The sequence below is a fragment of the Pseudomonas sp. ABC1 genome, from assembly GCF_013395055.1.
In the GTDB taxonomy this organism is placed as follows: domain Bacteria; phylum Pseudomonadota; class Gammaproteobacteria; order Pseudomonadales; family Pseudomonadaceae; genus Stutzerimonas.
The window spans coordinates 2,361,462-2,377,551 of sequence record NZ_CP058349.1 but is presented as its reverse complement, the minus strand read 5'-3'; the positions used below and the strand labels follow the sequence as shown (position 1 = coordinate 2,377,551).

Below are 16,090 nucleotides of genomic sequence, written 5' to 3'. Positions count from 1 at the left end.
TCGGGGAAAAGGGACTATTGGACGAGAATCGCGGCGGCCAGTTCCAGGTCATCATCCGGCAATTCGGCCATGTTCTGACGCAGGTGATCGAAGGCGGCCTGCAGGTAGGCGCTGCGCACCCCACCGTCAGTGGCGATGAAATGGGCGGCATCGTCACGGGCAGCGATGACCCGCTTGGACTCGAACGGCGTACTGGTCAGCTTGCTGGTGACATAGCTGCTGCGCACCAGCCCGGCACTCAGGGTATCCAGGGCATGCGCAGGAAAGGAGGCCAGCAGGCAGGCTGCGAGCGGTACAAGGAAAAATCTCATGGGCAATCGGTACCGGAAGCGGCCGCCCGTGAACACGGGTGGCCGTACGTTCGTCACAGGGCCAGGATGGCTTGCGCCAGTTGCAGGTCGCTGGCTTGCAGGCCTGGCATCTGGCCGCGGATGTGCTGCAGGGCAGCCTCCAGATGCGAGCCGCGCTGCGTGCCGTCGCTGCCGATGAAGTGAGCAGCATCGTCGCGCGCCGCTTGCACGATCTTGCTGTCGCCGATGGAGGATGTCAGGTCGGATGTGCCTTCGGCGCTGTTGGTCAGGCCGCCCAGGACCAGGTCGGTGGTGGCGGTGAAACTCGCCGCATGGACGCTACCCGCCATCAACAGGGTGGATGTGCACAGGGAAACAAGCAGGGCATTGCGCATGGCTGGACTCCGGAACGATGGCCGGCCCGTGTGGCCGGTAACGAAAACCGAAGGATAAGCGCGGTAGAGCGGGCTGTGAAGCACGGCGGGTGCCGCGAAAGACGCGGAAACACACCGCCGTACCCGTACGGATGCGGCGGTGTGCATGGCGGGTGGGCGATCAGTCGACGGCCTTGACCATGTCCTCCAGCACTTTCTTGGCATCGCCGAAGACCATCATGGTCTTGTCCATATAGAACAATTCATTGTCCAGCCCCGCATACCCGCTGGCCATGGAGCGCTTGTTGACGATGATGGTCCGCGCCTTGTACGCCTCGAGGATCGGCATACCGGCGATCGAGGAAGTGGGATCGTTCTTGGCTGCCGGGTTGACCACGTCGTTGGCGCCCAGCACCAGCACCACGTCGGCCTGGCCGAACTCGGCGTTGATGTCGTCCATCTCGAACACCTGCTCGTAGGGCACCTCGGCCTCGGCCAGAAGCACGTTCATATGTCCCGGCATGCGCCCGGCCACCGGGTGGATGGCGTATTTCACGCTGATACCACGGTGGCCCAGCTTCTCTGCCAGCTCCATCAGGGCATGCTGGGCACGCGCCACCGCCAGGCCGTAGCCGGGCACGATGATCACGCTGTCGGCATTGCTCAGCAGGAAGGCCGCGTCGTCCGACGAACCGGACCTGACCGGACGCTGCTCCTGGCCCGCCACCGCCGGACCGGCATCCGCCGCACCGCCGAAGCCACCAAGGATGACGTTGAAGAACGAGCGGTTCATCGCCTTGCACATGATGTAGGAGAGGATCGCGCCGCTGGAACCGACCAGCGAACCCGCCACGATCAGCATCGAGTTGTTCAGCGAGAAACCGATACCCGCCGCGGCCCAGCCGGAATAGCTGTTGAGCATCGACACCACCACCGGCATGTCGGCACCGCCGATGGGGATGATGATCAGCACACCGATGATGAACGCCAGCAGGACCAGCACGGCGAAGGCCGTGACATCGCCGGTCAGGGTGTAGACCAGCCCCAGGGCGACGATCACCAGCCCGACCAGCAGGTTGAACAGATGCTGCCCGGCGAACTGCACCGGCGCCCCCTGGAACAGACGGAATTTGTACTTGCCCGACAGCTTGCCGAAGGCGATCACCGAACCGGAGAAGGTGATGGCACCGATGGCCGCGCCGAGGAACAGCTCCAGGCGGTTGCCCGCGGGAATCGGCGTGCCGGCGCTGACGACGATGCCCAGCGACTGCGGCTCGACCACCGCGGCAACCGCGATGAAGACCGCCGCCAGGCCGATCATGCTGTGCATGAAGGCGACCAGCTCGGGCATCTTGGTCATTTCCACCCGGCGTGCCATCAGCGTGCCGAGGCTGCCGCCGACTAGCAGGGCGACGACGACGTAGGCGATACCGGTCGTCGCCAGCTCCGACCCGAGCTTGAAGATAAGCCCGACGGTGGTCAGCACGGCGATGCCCATGCCGATCATGCCGAAGGCGTTGCCGCGCCGCGACGTGGTCGGGTGCGACAGCCCCTTGAGGGCCTGGATGAAGCACACCGAGGCACTCAGGTAGAGCAGGGTGATCAGGTTCATGCTCATGTCATTGCTTCTCCACTGGGGCCTTCGCGGCCTTCTTCTTGAACATCTCCAGCATGCGCCGGGTCACCAGGAAACCACCGAACACGTTCACCGCCGCCAGCGCCACGGCCAGGGTGCCCATGGTCTTGCCCAGCGGGGTGACAGTCAGCGCGGCAGCCAGCATGGCGCCGACGATGACGATGGCGGAAATGGCGTTGGTCACCGCCATCAGCGGCGTATGCAGCGCCGGGGTGACGTTCCAGACCACGTGGTAGCCGACGTAGATCGCCAGCACGAAGATGATCAGGTTGTAGATACCGTCCGAAATCAGGTCCATGTCTTGTGCTCCTCAGGCGTTCTTGCGCACGACCTGCCCGTCGCGGCACATCAGGCAGGCCGCGACGATGTCGTCTTCGAGATCGATGTGGAAACGGCCATCCGCGTCGATGACCAGCTTCAGGAAATCCAGCAGGTTGCGCGCATACAGCGCCGAGGCATCCGCCGCCACCAGCGCCGGCAGGTTGCCGTGGCCGACCAGCGTCACGCCATGGCGCACCGCCACACGGTCCAGCTCGGTGAGCGGGCAGTTGCCGCCCTTGGCGGCCGCCAGGTCGACGACGACCGAACCGGGCTTCATCTGCGCCACCGTGTCCTCGCGCAACAGCGTTGGCGCCTTGCGCCCCGGAATCAGCGCCGTGGTGATGATGATGTCGGCCTGCTTGGCACGCTCGTGCACCGCACTGGCCTGGCGCGCCATCCAGGAGGCGGGCATCGGCCGGGCGTAGCCACCGACACCTTCGGCGCACTCGCGCTCCTCGTCGGTTTCGAACGGCACCTCGACGAACTTCGCTCCCAGCGATTCGATCTGCTCCTTGACCGCAGGCCGCACATCGGACGCCTCGATCACCGCGCCCATGCGCCGTGCCGTGGCAATCGCCTGCAAACCTGCGACCCCGGCGCCCAGCACCAGCACACGGGCGGCCTTCACCGTACCGGCGGCGGTCATCAGCATCGGCATGAAGCGCGGGTAGTGGTCGGCAGCCAGCATCACGGCTTTGTAGCCGGCAATATTGGCCTGGGACGACAGCACGTCCAGGCTCTGCGCCCGCGAAGTGCGCGGGGCGGCTTCCAGAGCGAAGGCGCTGATGCCCCGCTCGGCCATGCGCGCCAGGTTGGCATCATCGAAGGGGTCGAGCATGCCAACCAGCACGCTGCCGGGTTTCATGTGCGCCAATTCCTCCGCACTCGGCGCCACCACCTTCAGCACCAGTTCGGCGGCAAAGGCTTCGGCGGCACCCGCGATACGCGCACCAGCAGCTTCGTAGTCGCGATCAGGCACGCTGGCCGCGACACCCGCACCTTGCTGCACGGTGACCTGATGCCCCTGGGCGATCAGCTTTTTGATGGTTTCCGGGGTGGCAGCGACCCTGGTCTCACCAGCATGGCTTTCAAGAGGTACACCGATGTGCATGTTTCTTGTTCTCCTGCGTGAATCGGCTGTTTCGTTCACCCACGTTCCCAATCCTGGCTAGCAGAGCGGCCAGGTCGCCTGGGCATTAACGGGAAGACTGGGGCGCGGCATTTTGCAGACTGAACGATTTTGCATCAATGGTTTTAATCGTGAACGATAAATATAGATACAGTCATACACTGACCTTCTATCCGTGACCAGACTGCATTGGATGCAGAGCGATGCAACTTAAGGCGCGCACGACCACCCTCCTTTGGTAGGGAGGACGGATGCCTGACGACCAAAGGCTGGGAGAGAACAGTACGAAAGGGGGAGAAGGAGGACGCCACCCTGGAAGGGCCAGGAGAGCAGAGGTAACGGCTTAACGTATGGATACGATCATGACTGCGACCGATGCGGATCGGCTCGCGGGCAAGCGCGCTGCTGCGGCACTTGCCCTGTCGGAAGAGGGTTCAATCAGTTATTGCACTGCTGGGCCAGCGCACGCAGGGAGGCCTCGGCTTCGAGCACGCGGTTCACGGCCTCCTCGGCTTTTTCACGGGTCAGTCCCAGCCGATCGAACAGCGCTTGTGGGATTTCCTCCTGCACGCCATCGTGGGAGCCATGCTGGCGCAGCAGGCTCGTCGCCAGGCACACCAGGTTGGCATAGGCTGCGTGTTCGCCTTCATAGTGCGGGTCGAGCTGGAAGCGCAGTGCCGTGCAGAGTTCTTCCGGCATGCTCCAGTAGCGCACCAGCCAGGCACCGATCTGCTCCCGCGTGATCCCCAGCAGGTGCTGTTCGACATGGCTGTGGGACAGGTGCGGGTTGGCCTCCAGGTGGCGGCAGATCAGCGAAAAGTGCGGCGGGAACACATAGGCGAGCACCAGGTAGCCGAAGTTGTGCAACAGCCCGGCCAGGTAACTCAGGCCGATTTCCGGGCGGTGCGCGCGCGGGATCGCCCTGGTCAGCCCTTCGATGACCGCCGCGGTATAGATCGCCTGCTGCCAGTAGGGCTTGGCCTGCTGCGGCTGGTCCTTGGGCAGGCTCAAGGTCTTGCCCAGTGCCAGGCCCAACGCCAGGTTGATCACCAGGTCGAACCCCAGCACCCGCACGATGGCATCCTCGACCGAGCGAATCTTGCCCGGCGCCGCATAGTAGGGCGATGCCGCCCAACTGATGACCTGGGCGGCGAGTGCCGGATCGGTCTCCACCACGCCAGTGATGTCGTCGATCGTCGCCTCGGGGCTGACGCGCAGCTTGATGACCTTCTGCGCGGTCTGCGCCAGTGGCGGTATCTCGATGGTTTCCTCCAGGCGCTGGCGGATACGGCGCGCCGTGAAGGACTGCACCGCCCTGGCGATCTGCGCCCGGTCATCGGCGGGGCGGTCGAGGTTGGGGCGAATGCTTTCCAGCGGCACGGCGAAACGCCCGGCGCTGGCCTTGCTCAACAGGCTGCGGAAAACCTCGATACTCACTTCAAGCAACAGCCCCGGCTCACCGGACTCGAGCAAAAGCGACGGCTGCCCCAGCAGTTTTTCTTCGTATATGCAGGGCGAGCTGGTAATGGCCGGCAGGCTCGGCAGCACATGCAGCTTGTGCCGGTCGAGCATGCGCTCCAGTTGCGCCTGCTTGACCACCGCCAGTTGCCGTCCGGTCAGCTCTTCCAGGCGGGCCAGGTCGAGCAGGTGATCACGCGGATAAAGCACCAGCACCGCACCGATGACATCGTCCAGCAGGACGGCCTGGACCCGCTGCGCCAGAGCGAACCCGTTGCGCTCCTGGCGAACCCGGTAGGGCAGATCCAGGGTCTGCAGCAGTTGCGCTATCAACGGAGGAAGTGCAGGAGCAGAGGCGGTACCGATAGCTAGATTCATGAGTGGATCCATTTGAGCCATGCCCTGCAGTATAGCCAGCGACCTGCCGTGGCAAAGCATAGAGACGACAAAGTATCAGACCTGGCCATATTGCTGGCCATGCCGCAGCCAGCGGGCCAGCAACGGACTGACGTTCTGCGGCCAGCGCTCCAGTAGCGTCTGGGCCGCGTCGCGCACCGCGGGCAACAGGTCGGCATCACGCATCAGGTCGGCTACCTTGAACTGCAGCAGGCCGGTCTGGCGAACACCGAGCATTTCGCCCGGGCCACGCAGTTCCAGATCCTTCTCGGCGATCAGGAAACCATCACAGGTCTCCCGCATGATCCCTAGCCGCTCCCGTCCAATCTGCGACAGCGGCGGATGATAGAGCAGCACACAATGACTGGCGGCACTGCCCCGCCCGACCCGACCACGCAACTGGTGAAGCTGTGCCAATCCCAGGCGCTCCGGATTCTCGATGATCATCAGGCTGGCATTCGGCACGTCCACGCCCACTTCGATCACCGTGGTGGCGACCAGCAGTTGCAAGTCTCCTGCCTTGAACGCCTGCATCACGGCAGCTTTTTCCACCGGCTTCATGCGGCCATGAATCAATCCTACGCGCAAGCCGCCCAATGCGGCGCTGAGATCGGCATAGGTACTCTCGGCGGCCTGGCAGGTCATTTCCTCGGACTCTTCGATCAGGGTGCAGACCCAGTAGGCCTGCCGCCCCTGCTCACAGGCCAGGCGCACCCGCTCGACGACCTCCAGCCGCCGGCTGTCGGCGACCAGCAGCGTATTCACCGGCGTACGCCCCGGCGGCAGTTCGTCGAGGATGGAAGTGTCCAGGTCGGCATAGGCACTCATGGCCAGGGTCCGGGGGATCGGCGTGGCCGTCATGATCAGTTGGTGCGGGCAGAGCAGCCCATCGATGCCCTTGCTGCGCAGCGCCAGACGCTGCTGCACGCCAAAGCGGTGCTGCTCATCGATCACCACCAGCGCCAGGCATTTGAAGCGCACTTCATCCTGGAACAGAGCATGGGTACCCACCACCATCGGGGCGCCAGCCGCGATTCGCTCCAGTGCAGACGCGCGCGCCTTGCCCTTGAGCTTTCCAGCCAGCCAGGCGACCTCGATACCCAGCGGGCTCAGCCATTTATCGAAGTTGATGAAATGCTGCTCGGCCAGTATCTCGGTCGGCGCCATCAGCGCCACCTGATAACCCGCTTCGAGCGCCTGCAAGGCGGCCAGGGCCGCTACCACGGTCTTGCCCGCGCCCACATCGCCCTGGACCAGCCGCAACATCGGCTCGGGCTGGGCCAGGTCATAGGCAATTTCCGCGGCGACCCGCTTCTGCGCGCCCGTCGGCTGGAAACCCAGGCTATCCAGAAACGCCTGCGGCAGGCGCCGGGCAGCAGGCAACGCAGGGGCCTGCTGGGAGCGCACGCTTTCGCGCAGGCGCTGCAATGACAGTTGATGGGTCAGCAGTTCCTCGAATGCCAGCCGATGCTGAGCCCAGTGCCGGCCCTCGGCCAGCTCCAGTTGATCGGCATCCGGCGGGGGGCGGTGCAGGTAGCGAATGGCCTGGTCGAGGGCACCCAGGCGGTACTCTGTCGCCAGCTCCGTGGGTAGCCAGTCAGGCAGGCTGTGTGGACCGAGCCGCACCAACGCCTGCTGGCTGAGGTTGCGCAGGCGCTGCTGGGTCAAACCTTCGGTGGTGGGGTAGATCGGCGTCAGCGTCTGCTCCACGGCCGGGCTCTCGTCGCCCTGCAAAGCGCGATACTCCGGGTGATAGATTTCCAGCCCGGTCGCACCCGGACGAACCTCGCCATAGCAGCGAAGCTGGCTACCGCGCTTCATGCCCTCTTTCTGCGCCTGGCTGAAATGGAAGAAGCGCAGGCTCAAGGTGCCGCTGCCATCCTGCAGGCGGACCAACAGGCTCCGGCGACGCCCCATGACCACATCGGCACCGGCCACGATACCTTCGACCACGGCATCCTGCCCCGGGCGCAAGGCACCAATCGGCGTGATGCGGGTACGGTCCTGATAACGCAGGGGCAGGTGGAACAGCACATCCTGCAGGGTTTCCAGGCCGACCCGCGCCAGCTTCTCGGCCAGCGCCGCACCTACGCCCTTGAGCGTCGTAACAGGAATGTCGGCCAATGCAGTCATCGGCTCAACCGTTCTCCGTGCCCTTGTTCACCGAACAGAGGCGGATCGAGTCGGCCAAAATCTCGATGGCCTTCGGACGCGGGAAGCTGACGCGCCAGGCAATCGCAACGGTACGGAACGGCGCTGGCGAGGTGAACGGTCTGACGTCCAGAACGCCAGGGGCATAGTGGTGGCTGTCCACGGCGGACAGCGGCAATACCGATACACCCAACCCGGAAGCGACCATATGACGGATGGTCTCCAGCGAGCTGGCCTCCACTGTGGTGTGGCTGACCGCCTCACCCTTGCGAGTAGTCGGGCAGGATTCCAGCACCTGATCACGGAAGCAGTGCCCTTCGCCGAGCAGCAACAGGCTGCGGTCGTTGAGCAACTCGGGATCGATACTTTCGCGGGCCGTCCACGGGTGCCCGGCCGGCATCAGCACATAGAACGGTTCGTCATACAGGGTTCGTGTAACGACATCGGCTTCCTGGAACGGCAAGGCGATGATGATGGCGTCGAGTTCGCCCGTGCGCAGCTTGTCACGCAGCACATGGGTGAAGTTTTCCTCGATATACAGCGGCATGTCCGGGGCGACCCGGTGCAACTGCGGAATCAGGTGGGGAAAGATATACGGGCCGACCGTATAGATCGCACCAACCTTCAAGGGCGCGGCCAGCTGATTCTTGCCGACCTGGGCCAGTTCACGAATGCTCTGGGCCTGCTCCAGCACTTTTTGCGCCTGGGTGACGATGCCTTCACCGACCGGGGTCAGCCGCACCGCGCTTTTGGTGCGCTCGAAAATCAGAATGCCAAGCTCGTCTTCAAGCTTCTTCACACCGACCGACAAGGTCGGCTGGCTGACATGACAGCGCTCTGCCGCCCGCCCGAAGTGTTGTTCCTGGGCGAGGGTGACGATGTAGCGGAGTTCGGTGAGGGTCATAGCCAATATCCATTGAGATACAGCTAAGCATAGCGGCAGTCTTCCAGAGAAACCAAGCGGGCGGGTTGTGCAGGGGATGCACAACCCGCCAGGGCATTACCGCCGTCCCCGCTCCAGGGAGTAGACGAAGGGTGCCAGGACTTCCAGCGTACCGTTCTTCAACAGCTCCTCGGGAGGAGCCGGCAAAGGCTGGGCGCGGCGGATCATCTGCTCGGTCGCCCGATTCAGGGATGCGCTGCCGGAATTACCGACCAGCTCGTAGGACAGCACGTTGCCCTTGGCATCGACCACGAAACGCAGCCTGACCACACCTTCCTGCCCTCGACGACGCGCATCATCCGGATAGCGCTTGTAGCGATTCAGGTGCGCCAGCAGACGGCTCTGCCAGGTTGGCTCGGAGTTCGAGGTGATGGGCGCGCTTTCGCCCTGCTCGGTCGTCGCCAGGTGATCGTCGAAACGGTCGGAACTGGGCTGCGACTGCGAAACCTCGGTGGGCTCCTGCTCCTGCGGTTGCTCCGGCTCGATCTCCTTCTTGGGCTCCGGCTTGACCTCTGGGCGAGGTTTGGGCGGCTCCTTCTTCGGCTTTGGCTTGGGCGGCGGCGGCACAGCGATCTTCGGCTTGGGCGCCTCGGCCAGCTTGGGCAGGGGTTCGGGCTCAGGCTCTATGATGGGCTCTGGCGGCTTGACCGGCTTGGGTGGAGTCGGCGGCGCAGGCTTCGGAGCCGCAGGCAACGGCGCCAGCTCGATCATCATGGCCAGAGGTGGCATTTCCACCTCGATGACTTCCGGCTTCCAGTAGAGCGACCAGAGCGCCAGGCCGATATGCAGCCCCAATACCAGCACGAGGCTGCCAGCCCACATGGACAGTTTATAGGGCTGATTACTCATGGCGCGCCGACCGTCTCCAGGCCTACCAGGCCAATCTTCAGGTAACCGGCTGCTCGCAGCCCATCCATGACTTCCATCAGGTGGCCGTACTGCAGCGCGGTGTCACCACGGACGAAGATCGTCTGGTCCTTGTCACCCTTGGTCTGGGCATCGAGTACGCTGCCCATGGTAGCCAGCGTCACTTCATCGTTGCCAAGGAACAGGCTGTTGTCTTCCTTGATGCTCAGATAAAGCGGCTGGTCCGGACGCGGAGCCGGCTTCGCGGTAGAGGCCGGCAGGTCGAGCTTCACATCCACGGTCGCCAACGGAGCGGCGACCATGAAGATGATCAGCAGCACCAGCATCACGTCGATGAACGGCGTTACGTTGATCTCATGGGCTTCGGAAAGGTCGTCCTCAGCCCCTTCTTTCAAATGCATGCCCATGCTCAGACCACCTTGGAAACGTGTGGGTGCGCACTCTGCTCAGCGGGAGATTGGTGGTCCAGGTCACGGCTGACCAGCAGCAGTACCTGGGCCGACGCATCGGCGACCTGCGCCTTGTAGCCGGAGATAGAGCGGGCGAATACGTTGTAGATGACCACGGCGGGGATCGCTGCCACCAGGCCCAGCGCGGTGGCCAACAGCGCTTCGGCGATACCGGGTGCCACGACGGCCAGGTTGGTGGTCTGGGATTTGGCGATGCCGATGAAGCTGTTCATGATCCCCCACACGGTACCGAACAGACCGACGAATGGAGCCGTCGAACCGATGGTCGCCAGCACGCCAGTCCCCTGGCTCATGCTGCGACCACTGGCGGCGACAAGACGCTCGAGGCGGAAACTGACGCGCTCCTTGATGGCATCCTTGTCGGTGCTCTTGGAGGAAAGGTTCAGCTCTTCCTGGGCATCTTCGATCAGCAGTGTGCTGAAACTGTTCTGGGCACGCGCCTGGTCGGCAGCCTGCTTGAGTGTGCTGACGCGCTTCAGGGCACCGACTTCGCCGCGCAGACGGCGCTTGGCACGAATAAGTTCGAGGCCTTTGGCGACCCAGATGGTCCAGGTAATGATCGAGGCGATGACCAGACCGATCATCACGGCTTTGACGACGATATCCGCGCCTTGGTACATGCCCCACGGGGAAAGGTCATGGGCGAAGCCGGCGGAGAGTTCATCTTCTGCCAGGGCCTCTTCAGCTTCAGAGGTGCCGGTTTCGTCAAGAGCCTCGCCATCGACGTCCGCAGCACCCTCGACAGTGCCCTCGCCATTCTGCGCGGCAGCGACGCTACCTGCGGCAAGCGGATCAACCGCTGGCGCTTCACCAGAGGAAGCGGCAGGTGCCTCATTGGCGGCAGGTGCGGCAACCGGCGTCGTTTCATCGGCCTGACTTGCGGGCACGAGTGACAGCGTAAGCAGAACAGCCACGAACATGCGCAGAGCTGCGCTATTGAACGGGGCGCGGGAGAAGATCGATTTCATGCGGGCCACACCTGATCTGAGCGGGACGGACAGTGGCTCGAATAGGATTCGACGAGCCAGAGCAAGCGGTAATTATCGCAAATAGTTATCGTTCATTAAAGGAATAAAATTAATTTTCCTTCACGAAGTCATTAGCGTACCTGAACAGGGGGTGGGAAATCAGCCAGAATCGCAGCACGAACCACTCCCATGCACCTTATGAAGCCCTGACTACAGCGCCGTTACAGCGCTCCGCGAACCTCGTTCGCAAATAGGGATAGGGCACCCGCCACATATCCATTAAGATGCGCCCGCCGGTTTCCACCAGGAATTAATAGGGAATCCATGGTGGCCTGACGGCCTGGCGTCATCCTTGCAATTGCAAGCACGCCCGGTCACAGCCATCGAATGGAACTGCCCCCGCAACTGTAGGCACTTGGCATCACTGCGAAATATGTCACTGGAGCATGCTCCGGGAAGGCTGTGGTGATGCAATGAAGCGCCAGTCAGGAGACCTGCCGGCACGAATCGAACTGACCGGCGGGGTGTCCGGGAGGGAGAGCCTTGGCCGGCGCTGGACCTGGCACGCACACCCGTGATCCGTCCCGTCCGCCTTGAACCCTTCTCCTTGCGCCTGCCGGAATACCGCCATCCGCTCGCCTGGAGAACCCCATGCTGCTATCCCGTCTCGTCCTCGCCGGCGCCGTGCTTGGCCACTGCGCCTCGGCACTGGCCGCCACGCCGACCCAGTACCCGCTGAACATCGAGAACTGCGGCCACACCCTGACCTTCAGCGCCGCTCCCGAGCGGGCCGTGACCATCGGCCAGGCCGGCACGGAAATTTTCTATGCACTGGACCTTGGTAATCGCCTGGCAGGCACCTCGCTCTGGTTCAACGATGTGAAGCCGGCCTACAAGGCGCAGAACGACAAAGTCGAGCGCCTGGCCGACAACGACCCGAGCTTCGAATCGGTGATCGCCAAGCGCCCCGGCCTGGTGCCGGTGCAGTTCGAATGGATGGTCGGCGAACAGGGCGTGGTCGGCACTCGCGAGCAGTTCCATGAGCTGAATGTGCCCACCTATATCCTGCCCTCCGATTGTGAAGGCAAGGACAACCTGACCGGCGCCGACGGCACGCGCCTGCAGCCGTTCAGCATGGACTCGATCTACAAGAGCGTCGAACAGCTGTCGACCATCTTTGACGTGCGTGACCGCGGCGATGCCTTGGTCGCCAACCTCAAGCAGCGCCTGGACGACGCCCGCCACAGTGTCGAACAACGCAAGCTCGGCGATGTTTCCGCCGTGTTCTGGTTCTCCAGCGCCGACCTCGATATCGACCCCTACGTCGCGGGCCGCAAAGGCACGCCCGACCTCATGCTGAAGACGCTGGGACTGCGCAATGTCATCGAATCCGACGAAGAGTGGCCGACCGTCGGTTGGGAAACCATCGCCAAGGCCAACCCGACCGTCCTGGTGATCGCCCGCATGGACCGCCGCCGCTTCCCGGCCGATGACTACCTGAAGAAACTGGAATTCCTCAAGAGCGACCCGGTCACCCGGCACATGGATGCAGTGAAGAACGACCGCATCGTGATTCTCGACGCCAACGACATGCAGGCCTCGATCGGCACCATCGACGGTATCGAGCAACTGGCCAAGGCCATCGGCGAGCTCGACCTGTCCAAATGACCCTTGCTCCCCTGCTGCGCCACTGCCTGCTGCACACCCTCTGGGTGTCGGCACTGTTGCTGGTGGTGGTGATCGGTGGCGTCGCCATCGGTGAAACCAGCATCCCGCCGGCAGTGGTGTTCCAGGTGCTGGGCAACAAGCTGCTGGGCATGGGCTTCGTCCTCGACCCGATCGACGAGGGCATCGTCTGGAACTATCGCCTGACCCGCACCCTGGTGGCCGCCAGTTGTGGCGCAGGCCTGGCGATCTCCGGCGTGGTGCTGCAGGCACTGCTGCGCAACCCGCTGGCGGACCCTTACCTGCTGGGCATCTCCGCCGGCGCCTCGACCGGCGCGGTACTGGTGGCGATCATCGGCATCGGGGCGGGCGCGGTGTCGCTGTCACTGGGCGCCTTCATCGGCTCCATCGCCGCCTTCGCACTGGTCGCCATGCTGGCGCGAGCAGCCGGACGCGGCGCTCTGAGCGGCAATGCACAGATCATCCTGGCCGGTATCGCCGGCTCGCAATTGTTCAACGCCCTGACCGCCTTCCTGATCGCCAAGTCGGCCAACTCCGAACAGGCACGCGGCATCATGTTCTGGCTGCTGGGCAACCTCAGCGGCGTGCGCTGGCATGACGTGACCCTGGCCCTGCCGGTGGCGCTGGCCTGTACCCTCGTCTGCATCTGGCACGCTCGTGCGCTGGATGCCTTCACCTTCGGCAGCGACTCGGCGGCGGCCCTCGGCGTGCCGGTGCGCCGGGTACAGGCCTTGCTGATCGCCATCGCCGCACTGGCGACGGCGGTGATGGTGTCCATCGTCGGCGCGATCGGTTTCGTCGGGCTGGTGATTCCCCATGCCGCACGCCTGCTGACAGGCGCTCGCCACGCACGCCTGGTGCCAATCAGCGCCCTCGCCGGGGCGGTGTTCCTGGTCGGCGCGGACGTGATCGCACGCACCGCGATCAAGGGCCAGGTACTGCCGATCGGTGTGATCACAGCGTTGATCGGCGCACCGATCTTCGCGCTGATCCTGATCCGGGGGCGCTCGGCATGAGCCAGGACGACATCCTCCTCGAATGCCGCGAGCTGGGCTGGCGCGTCAAAGGCACGCCGATCATCCAGGGCATTTCCCTGGCGCTGCGACGCGGTGAAACCCTGGGCCTGATCGGTCCGAACGGCTCGGGCAAGTCGACTCTGCTCAAGGTGCTTGCCGGCCTGCGCACGCCCAGTGCCGGCGAGTTGTACCTGCAAGGCCAGCCCATGACGCGCCTGCCACGGCGCCAGGTCGCCCAGCGCCTGGCGTTCGTCGAACAGCACGCGGAAACCGCCGAGTCGATCTGCGTGCGCGACGCCGTGGAACTGGGCCGGACACCCTGGCTGTCGGCACTGCAGCCCTGGTCCGCGGAGGATTCGTCCATCGTCGCCGAGGCCCTGGCGGCGGTCGGCATGGGCCATATGCGTGATCGCGTATGGAACACCCTGTCCGGTGGCGAGCGCCAGCGCGTGCACATCGCCCGCGCCCTGGCGCAGCAACCCGAACTGCTGCTGCTCGACGAGCCGACCAACCACCTCGATATCCAGCACCAGATCGCCATCCTCGGCCTGGTGCACCAGTTGCCGGTGACCGCCCTGATCGCCCTGCACGACCTCAACCAGGCTCTCGGCTGCGACCGCGTCGGGGTGATGGCGGGCGGTCGCCTGGTGGCCCTCGGCGCACCGGAAGAGGTGCTGACCCCCGACTGCCTGCGCCAGGTATTCGGGGTCGAGGCGCGCTACCTGACCGACCCCTATGACGGCAGCCGCGTCATTCGTTTCCAACCCCTCACTGCCCCTCGGAGTGCATAGAAGACATGCGTACCCCCCTGAGACACGCCGCCCTGTTCGGCGCCCTCGCCCTGGCCTGCGTACCGGCCTGGGCCGAAGTCCATGAAGTGAAGATGCTCAACCGTGGCGCCAGCGGGGCCATGGTCTACGAACCGGAATACCTGGTGGTCGCACCGGGCGACAGCGTGAAATTCATCGCCAGCCACAGCACCCACAACGCCGCCAGCATCCCCGGCTTCCACCCGGAGGGCGCGGCGACCTTCAAGGGCCGGATCAACGAAGAGATCGAAGTGACGCTGGAGCAGCCGGGCTTCTACGGCATCCAGTGCATCCCGCACTACGCCATGGGCATGGTGATGCTGATCCAGGTCGGCGAACCGGGCCTGGATCAACTGGCGGTGCCTGCCGGCCTGCCGAACCGCGCCGCCGAGCGCTTCGCCAGGATCGTCGAGCAGGCGAAGGCGGCTACAGGTATTTGAGCCAGGCGATGTCACGGCGCCGCGCCTTGAGCGCGGCGAACCAGCGCACCGGCGGGTAGAGCGCGACGGACAAGAGGATGCTGCACAGCCAGATGGCGAGCATCGAGTCGAAACCGAAGTAGCTGCCCTGGTTCAGGCCCCAGATCGCCACGCAGGCCAGGTAGAGAAACTTCAGCACATAGAGGTGCAACAGGTAGAAGAACATCGGCGCGCCGCCGAACACCCCGAGTACCCGCACCGCCCGCTGCGATTGCAGGCGCTCGAAGGCATGCAGGAGCAACAGGCCAAGGCCCAGCGTCAGTGCGATGAACAGCAGCGAAGGTGGGTACTTGGTGATGTTGAAGAAGCTCATCAGGGTCTGCAGGGCGTTTTCACCGACGATCCAGGGTTTCTCGCCATAGCCGTTGACCAGACGCAGCGCGACGAAGCCCGCCAGCACGGCGAAACCCGCGCCCAGCAGAAGACGCTGACGTCGCGGGGCGCTGGCACTGCGGGCGAACCAGGGGCCCGCCGCGTAGCCGAGGGCGATGACGCCGATCCACGGCAGCAGCGGGTAGGACGTGCGCAGGCGCAGGGCGTCGGAAACCTCGATCCAGCCCCGGTCATGCAGCACGGCCCAGGGAATGTGCAGCGCTGATTCGACCGGGAAGTGCACGCCGTCGAGCAGGTTGTGCCCGGCGACGATCAGCAGGCCGAGGACGGCGAGCAGCGGGCGGGGCAACCAGACCAGCGCGGACAGCGCCAGCATGCTCAGGCCGATGGCCCAGATCACCTGCAGGTAGATGACGCTGGGCGGGAACTGGAAGGTCCAGGCGAAGTTGACCAGGGTCAGCTCCAGCAGGACCAGGAACAGCCCGCGCTTGAACAGGAACGCCGAGGCCTGGGCCGCGCCCTGGTACTTCTCGGCGTAGAGGAAGGCAGACAGGCCGGTAAGGAAGACGAAGACCGGCGCGCACAGGTGCGCCAGAGTCCGGCTGAAGAACAGGAAGGGATCGGTCTGTGCCACGTCCATCGGGTCGCCGACCTGCATGTGCAGGTAGAAGGTTTCGCGCACGTGGTCGAGCAACATGAAAAGAATCACCAGCCCTCTCAATGCGTCGATGGAGAGCAGCCGGGTAGTGGGGGCGTTGGTCATG

16 protein-coding genes and 1 riboswitch are annotated in these 16,090 nt (G+C 64.3%); of the genes, 4 read left to right on the top strand and 12 right to left on the bottom strand.

The window, feature by feature from the left end; translation table 11 throughout:
* Positions 1-14: 14 nt before the first annotated feature.
* The 11 genes from HW090_RS10500 to exbB all read right to left on the bottom strand — a co-directional run bounded on the left by HW090_RS10500 (position 15) and on the right by exbB (position 11,003).
* The gene (locus HW090_RS10500) at positions 15-311 is read right to left on the bottom strand and encodes a DUF2388 domain-containing protein (protein WP_179113478.1); all 297 of its coding nucleotides are present in this window, start codon (positions 309-311) and stop codon (positions 15-17) included.
* A gap of 53 nt (positions 312-364) precedes the next feature.
* Positions 365-685: a DUF2388 domain-containing protein gene (locus tag HW090_RS10495; RefSeq protein ID WP_179113477.1), complete on the bottom strand. Its 321-nt coding sequence runs from the start codon at positions 683-685 to the stop codon at positions 365-367.
* 160 nt (positions 686-845) lie between these two features.
* Positions 846-2,282, bottom strand: coding sequence for an NAD(P)(+) transhydrogenase (Re/Si-specific) subunit beta (locus HW090_RS10490; protein ID WP_179113476.1), 1,437 nt, complete (start codon positions 2,280-2,282; stop codon positions 846-848).
* Between the two features lies 1 nt (position 2,283).
* Positions 2,284-2,598, bottom strand: a complete 315-nt coding sequence (locus HW090_RS10485; protein WP_179113475.1) for an NAD(P) transhydrogenase subunit alpha — start codon at positions 2,596-2,598, stop codon at positions 2,284-2,286.
* Between the two features lie 12 nt (positions 2,599-2,610).
* A complete protein-coding gene (locus HW090_RS10480) occupies positions 2,611-3,732 on the bottom strand; it encodes a Re/Si-specific NAD(P)(+) transhydrogenase subunit alpha (protein WP_179113474.1) in 1,122 nt (373 codons plus the stop codon).
* A gap of 456 nt (positions 3,733-4,188) precedes the next feature.
* Positions 4,189-5,586, bottom strand: coding sequence for an HDOD domain-containing protein (locus HW090_RS10475; protein ID WP_179113473.1), 1,398 nt, complete (start codon positions 5,584-5,586; stop codon positions 4,189-4,191).
* Positions 5,587-5,661: 75 nt separating this feature from the next.
* Positions 5,662-7,737 (bottom strand): ATP-dependent DNA helicase RecG, encoded by a 2,076-nt coding sequence (gene recG, locus HW090_RS10470; RefSeq protein WP_179113472.1) that lies wholly within the window; start codon positions 7,735-7,737, stop codon positions 5,662-5,664.
* 4 nt (positions 7,738-7,741) lie between these two features.
* Positions 7,742-8,659 (bottom strand): hydrogen peroxide-inducible genes activator, encoded by a 918-nt coding sequence (locus HW090_RS10465; RefSeq protein ID WP_179113471.1) that lies wholly within the window; start codon positions 8,657-8,659, stop codon positions 7,742-7,744.
* Between the two features lie 96 nt (positions 8,660-8,755).
* Complete coding sequence (locus HW090_RS10460; RefSeq protein ID WP_179113470.1) at positions 8,756-9,547, bottom strand: energy transducer TonB; 792 nt, start codon at positions 9,545-9,547, stop codon at positions 8,756-8,758.
* The gene (exbD, locus tag HW090_RS10455) at positions 9,544-9,972 is read right to left on the bottom strand and encodes a TonB system transport protein ExbD (RefSeq protein ID WP_179113469.1); all 429 of its coding nucleotides are present in this window, start codon (positions 9,970-9,972) and stop codon (positions 9,544-9,546) included. The genes HW090_RS10460 and exbD overlap by 4 nt, the downstream gene beginning before the upstream one ends.
* A 2-nt stretch (positions 9,973-9,974) precedes the next feature.
* On the bottom strand, positions 9,975-11,003 hold the full coding sequence (gene exbB / locus HW090_RS10450; protein ID WP_179113468.1) for a tonB-system energizer ExbB: 1,029 nt from the start codon (positions 11,001-11,003) through the stop codon (positions 9,975-9,977).
* A gap of 277 nt (positions 11,004-11,280) precedes the next feature.
* Positions 11,281-11,520: riboswitch (cobalamin riboswitch) on the top strand.
* Positions 11,521-11,654: 134 nt separating this feature from the next.
* Between exbB and HW090_RS10445 the strand changes: the two genes are divergently transcribed.
* The 4 genes from HW090_RS10445 to HW090_RS10430 are packed head-to-tail and all read left to right on the top strand — an operon-like array spanning position 11,655 to position 14,954.
* Positions 11,655-12,671: an ABC transporter substrate-binding protein gene (locus HW090_RS10445; RefSeq protein WP_179113467.1), complete on the top strand. Its 1,017-nt coding sequence runs from the start codon at positions 11,655-11,657 to the stop codon at positions 12,669-12,671.
* Positions 12,668-13,705: an iron ABC transporter permease gene (locus HW090_RS10440; protein WP_179113466.1), complete on the top strand. Its 1,038-nt coding sequence runs from the start codon at positions 12,668-12,670 to the stop codon at positions 13,703-13,705. The genes HW090_RS10445 and HW090_RS10440 overlap by 4 nt, the downstream gene beginning before the upstream one ends.
* Positions 13,702-14,496 (top strand): ABC transporter ATP-binding protein, encoded by a 795-nt coding sequence (locus tag HW090_RS10435; RefSeq protein ID WP_179113465.1) that lies wholly within the window; start codon positions 13,702-13,704, stop codon positions 14,494-14,496. Before HW090_RS10440 ends, HW090_RS10435 begins: the two co-directional genes overlap by 4 nt.
* A 5-nt stretch (positions 14,497-14,501) precedes the next feature.
* Positions 14,502-14,954 carry a pseudoazurin gene (locus HW090_RS10430; protein WP_179113464.1) on the top strand — a complete coding sequence of 151 codons (453 nt, stop codon included), beginning with the start codon at positions 14,502-14,504 and terminating at the stop codon, positions 14,952-14,954.
* Here the strand turns inward: HW090_RS10430 and HW090_RS10425 are convergent.
* Positions 14,941-16,089 (bottom strand): DUF1624 domain-containing protein, encoded by a 1,149-nt coding sequence (locus tag HW090_RS10425; protein ID WP_179113463.1) that lies wholly within the window; start codon positions 16,087-16,089, stop codon positions 14,941-14,943. The genes HW090_RS10430 and HW090_RS10425 overlap by 14 nt on opposite strands.
* Position 16,090: the final 1 nt, after the last annotated feature.

What these genes read in the sequence shown, in the direction of transcription:
- HW090_RS10500 (WP_179113478.1), bottom strand. Translation starts at nt 311, where the DNA reads ATGAGATTTTTCCTTGTACCGCTCGCAGCCTGCCTGCTGGCCTCCTTT.
- HW090_RS10495 (WP_179113477.1), bottom strand. Translation starts at nt 685, where the DNA reads ATGCGCAATGCCCTGCTTGTTTCCCTGTGCACATCCACCCTGTTGATG.
- HW090_RS10490 (WP_179113476.1), bottom strand. Translation starts at nt 2,282, where the DNA reads ATGAGCATGAACCTGATCACCCTGCTCTACCTGAGTGCCTCGGTGTGC.
- HW090_RS10485 (WP_179113475.1), bottom strand. Translation starts at nt 2,598, where the DNA reads ATGGACCTGATTTCGGACGGTATCTACAACCTGATCATCTTCGTGCTG.
- HW090_RS10480 (WP_179113474.1), bottom strand. Translation starts at nt 3,732, where the DNA reads ATGCACATCGGTGTACCTCTTGAAAGCCATGCTGGTGAGACCAGGGTC.
- HW090_RS10475 (WP_179113473.1), bottom strand. Translation starts at nt 5,586, where the DNA reads ATGAATCTAGCTATCGGTACCGCCTCTGCTCCTGCACTTCCTCCGTTG.
- recG (WP_179113472.1), bottom strand. Translation starts at nt 7,737, where the DNA reads ATGACTGCATTGGCCGACATTCCTGTTACGACGCTCAAGGGCGTAGGT.
- HW090_RS10465 (WP_179113471.1), bottom strand. Translation starts at nt 8,659, where the DNA reads ATGACCCTCACCGAACTCCGCTACATCGTCACCCTCGCCCAGGAACAA.
- HW090_RS10460 (WP_179113470.1), bottom strand. Translation starts at nt 9,547, where the DNA reads ATGAGTAATCAGCCCTATAAACTGTCCATGTGGGCTGGCAGCCTCGTG.
- exbD (WP_179113469.1), bottom strand. Translation starts at nt 9,972, where the DNA reads ATGGGCATGCATTTGAAAGAAGGGGCTGAGGACGACCTTTCCGAAGCC.
- exbB (WP_179113468.1), bottom strand. Translation starts at nt 11,003, where the DNA reads ATGAAATCGATCTTCTCCCGCGCCCCGTTCAATAGCGCAGCTCTGCGC.
- HW090_RS10445 (WP_179113467.1), top strand. Translation starts at nt 11,655, where the DNA reads ATGCTGCTATCCCGTCTCGTCCTCGCCGGCGCCGTGCTTGGCCACTGC.
- HW090_RS10440 (WP_179113466.1), top strand. Translation starts at nt 12,668, where the DNA reads ATGACCCTTGCTCCCCTGCTGCGCCACTGCCTGCTGCACACCCTCTGG.
- HW090_RS10435 (WP_179113465.1), top strand. Translation starts at nt 13,702, where the DNA reads ATGAGCCAGGACGACATCCTCCTCGAATGCCGCGAGCTGGGCTGGCGC.
- HW090_RS10430 (WP_179113464.1), top strand. Translation starts at nt 14,502, where the DNA reads ATGCGTACCCCCCTGAGACACGCCGCCCTGTTCGGCGCCCTCGCCCTG.
- HW090_RS10425 (WP_179113463.1), bottom strand. Translation starts at nt 16,089, where the DNA reads ATGACCAACGCCCCCACTACCCGGCTGCTCTCCATCGACGCATTGAGA.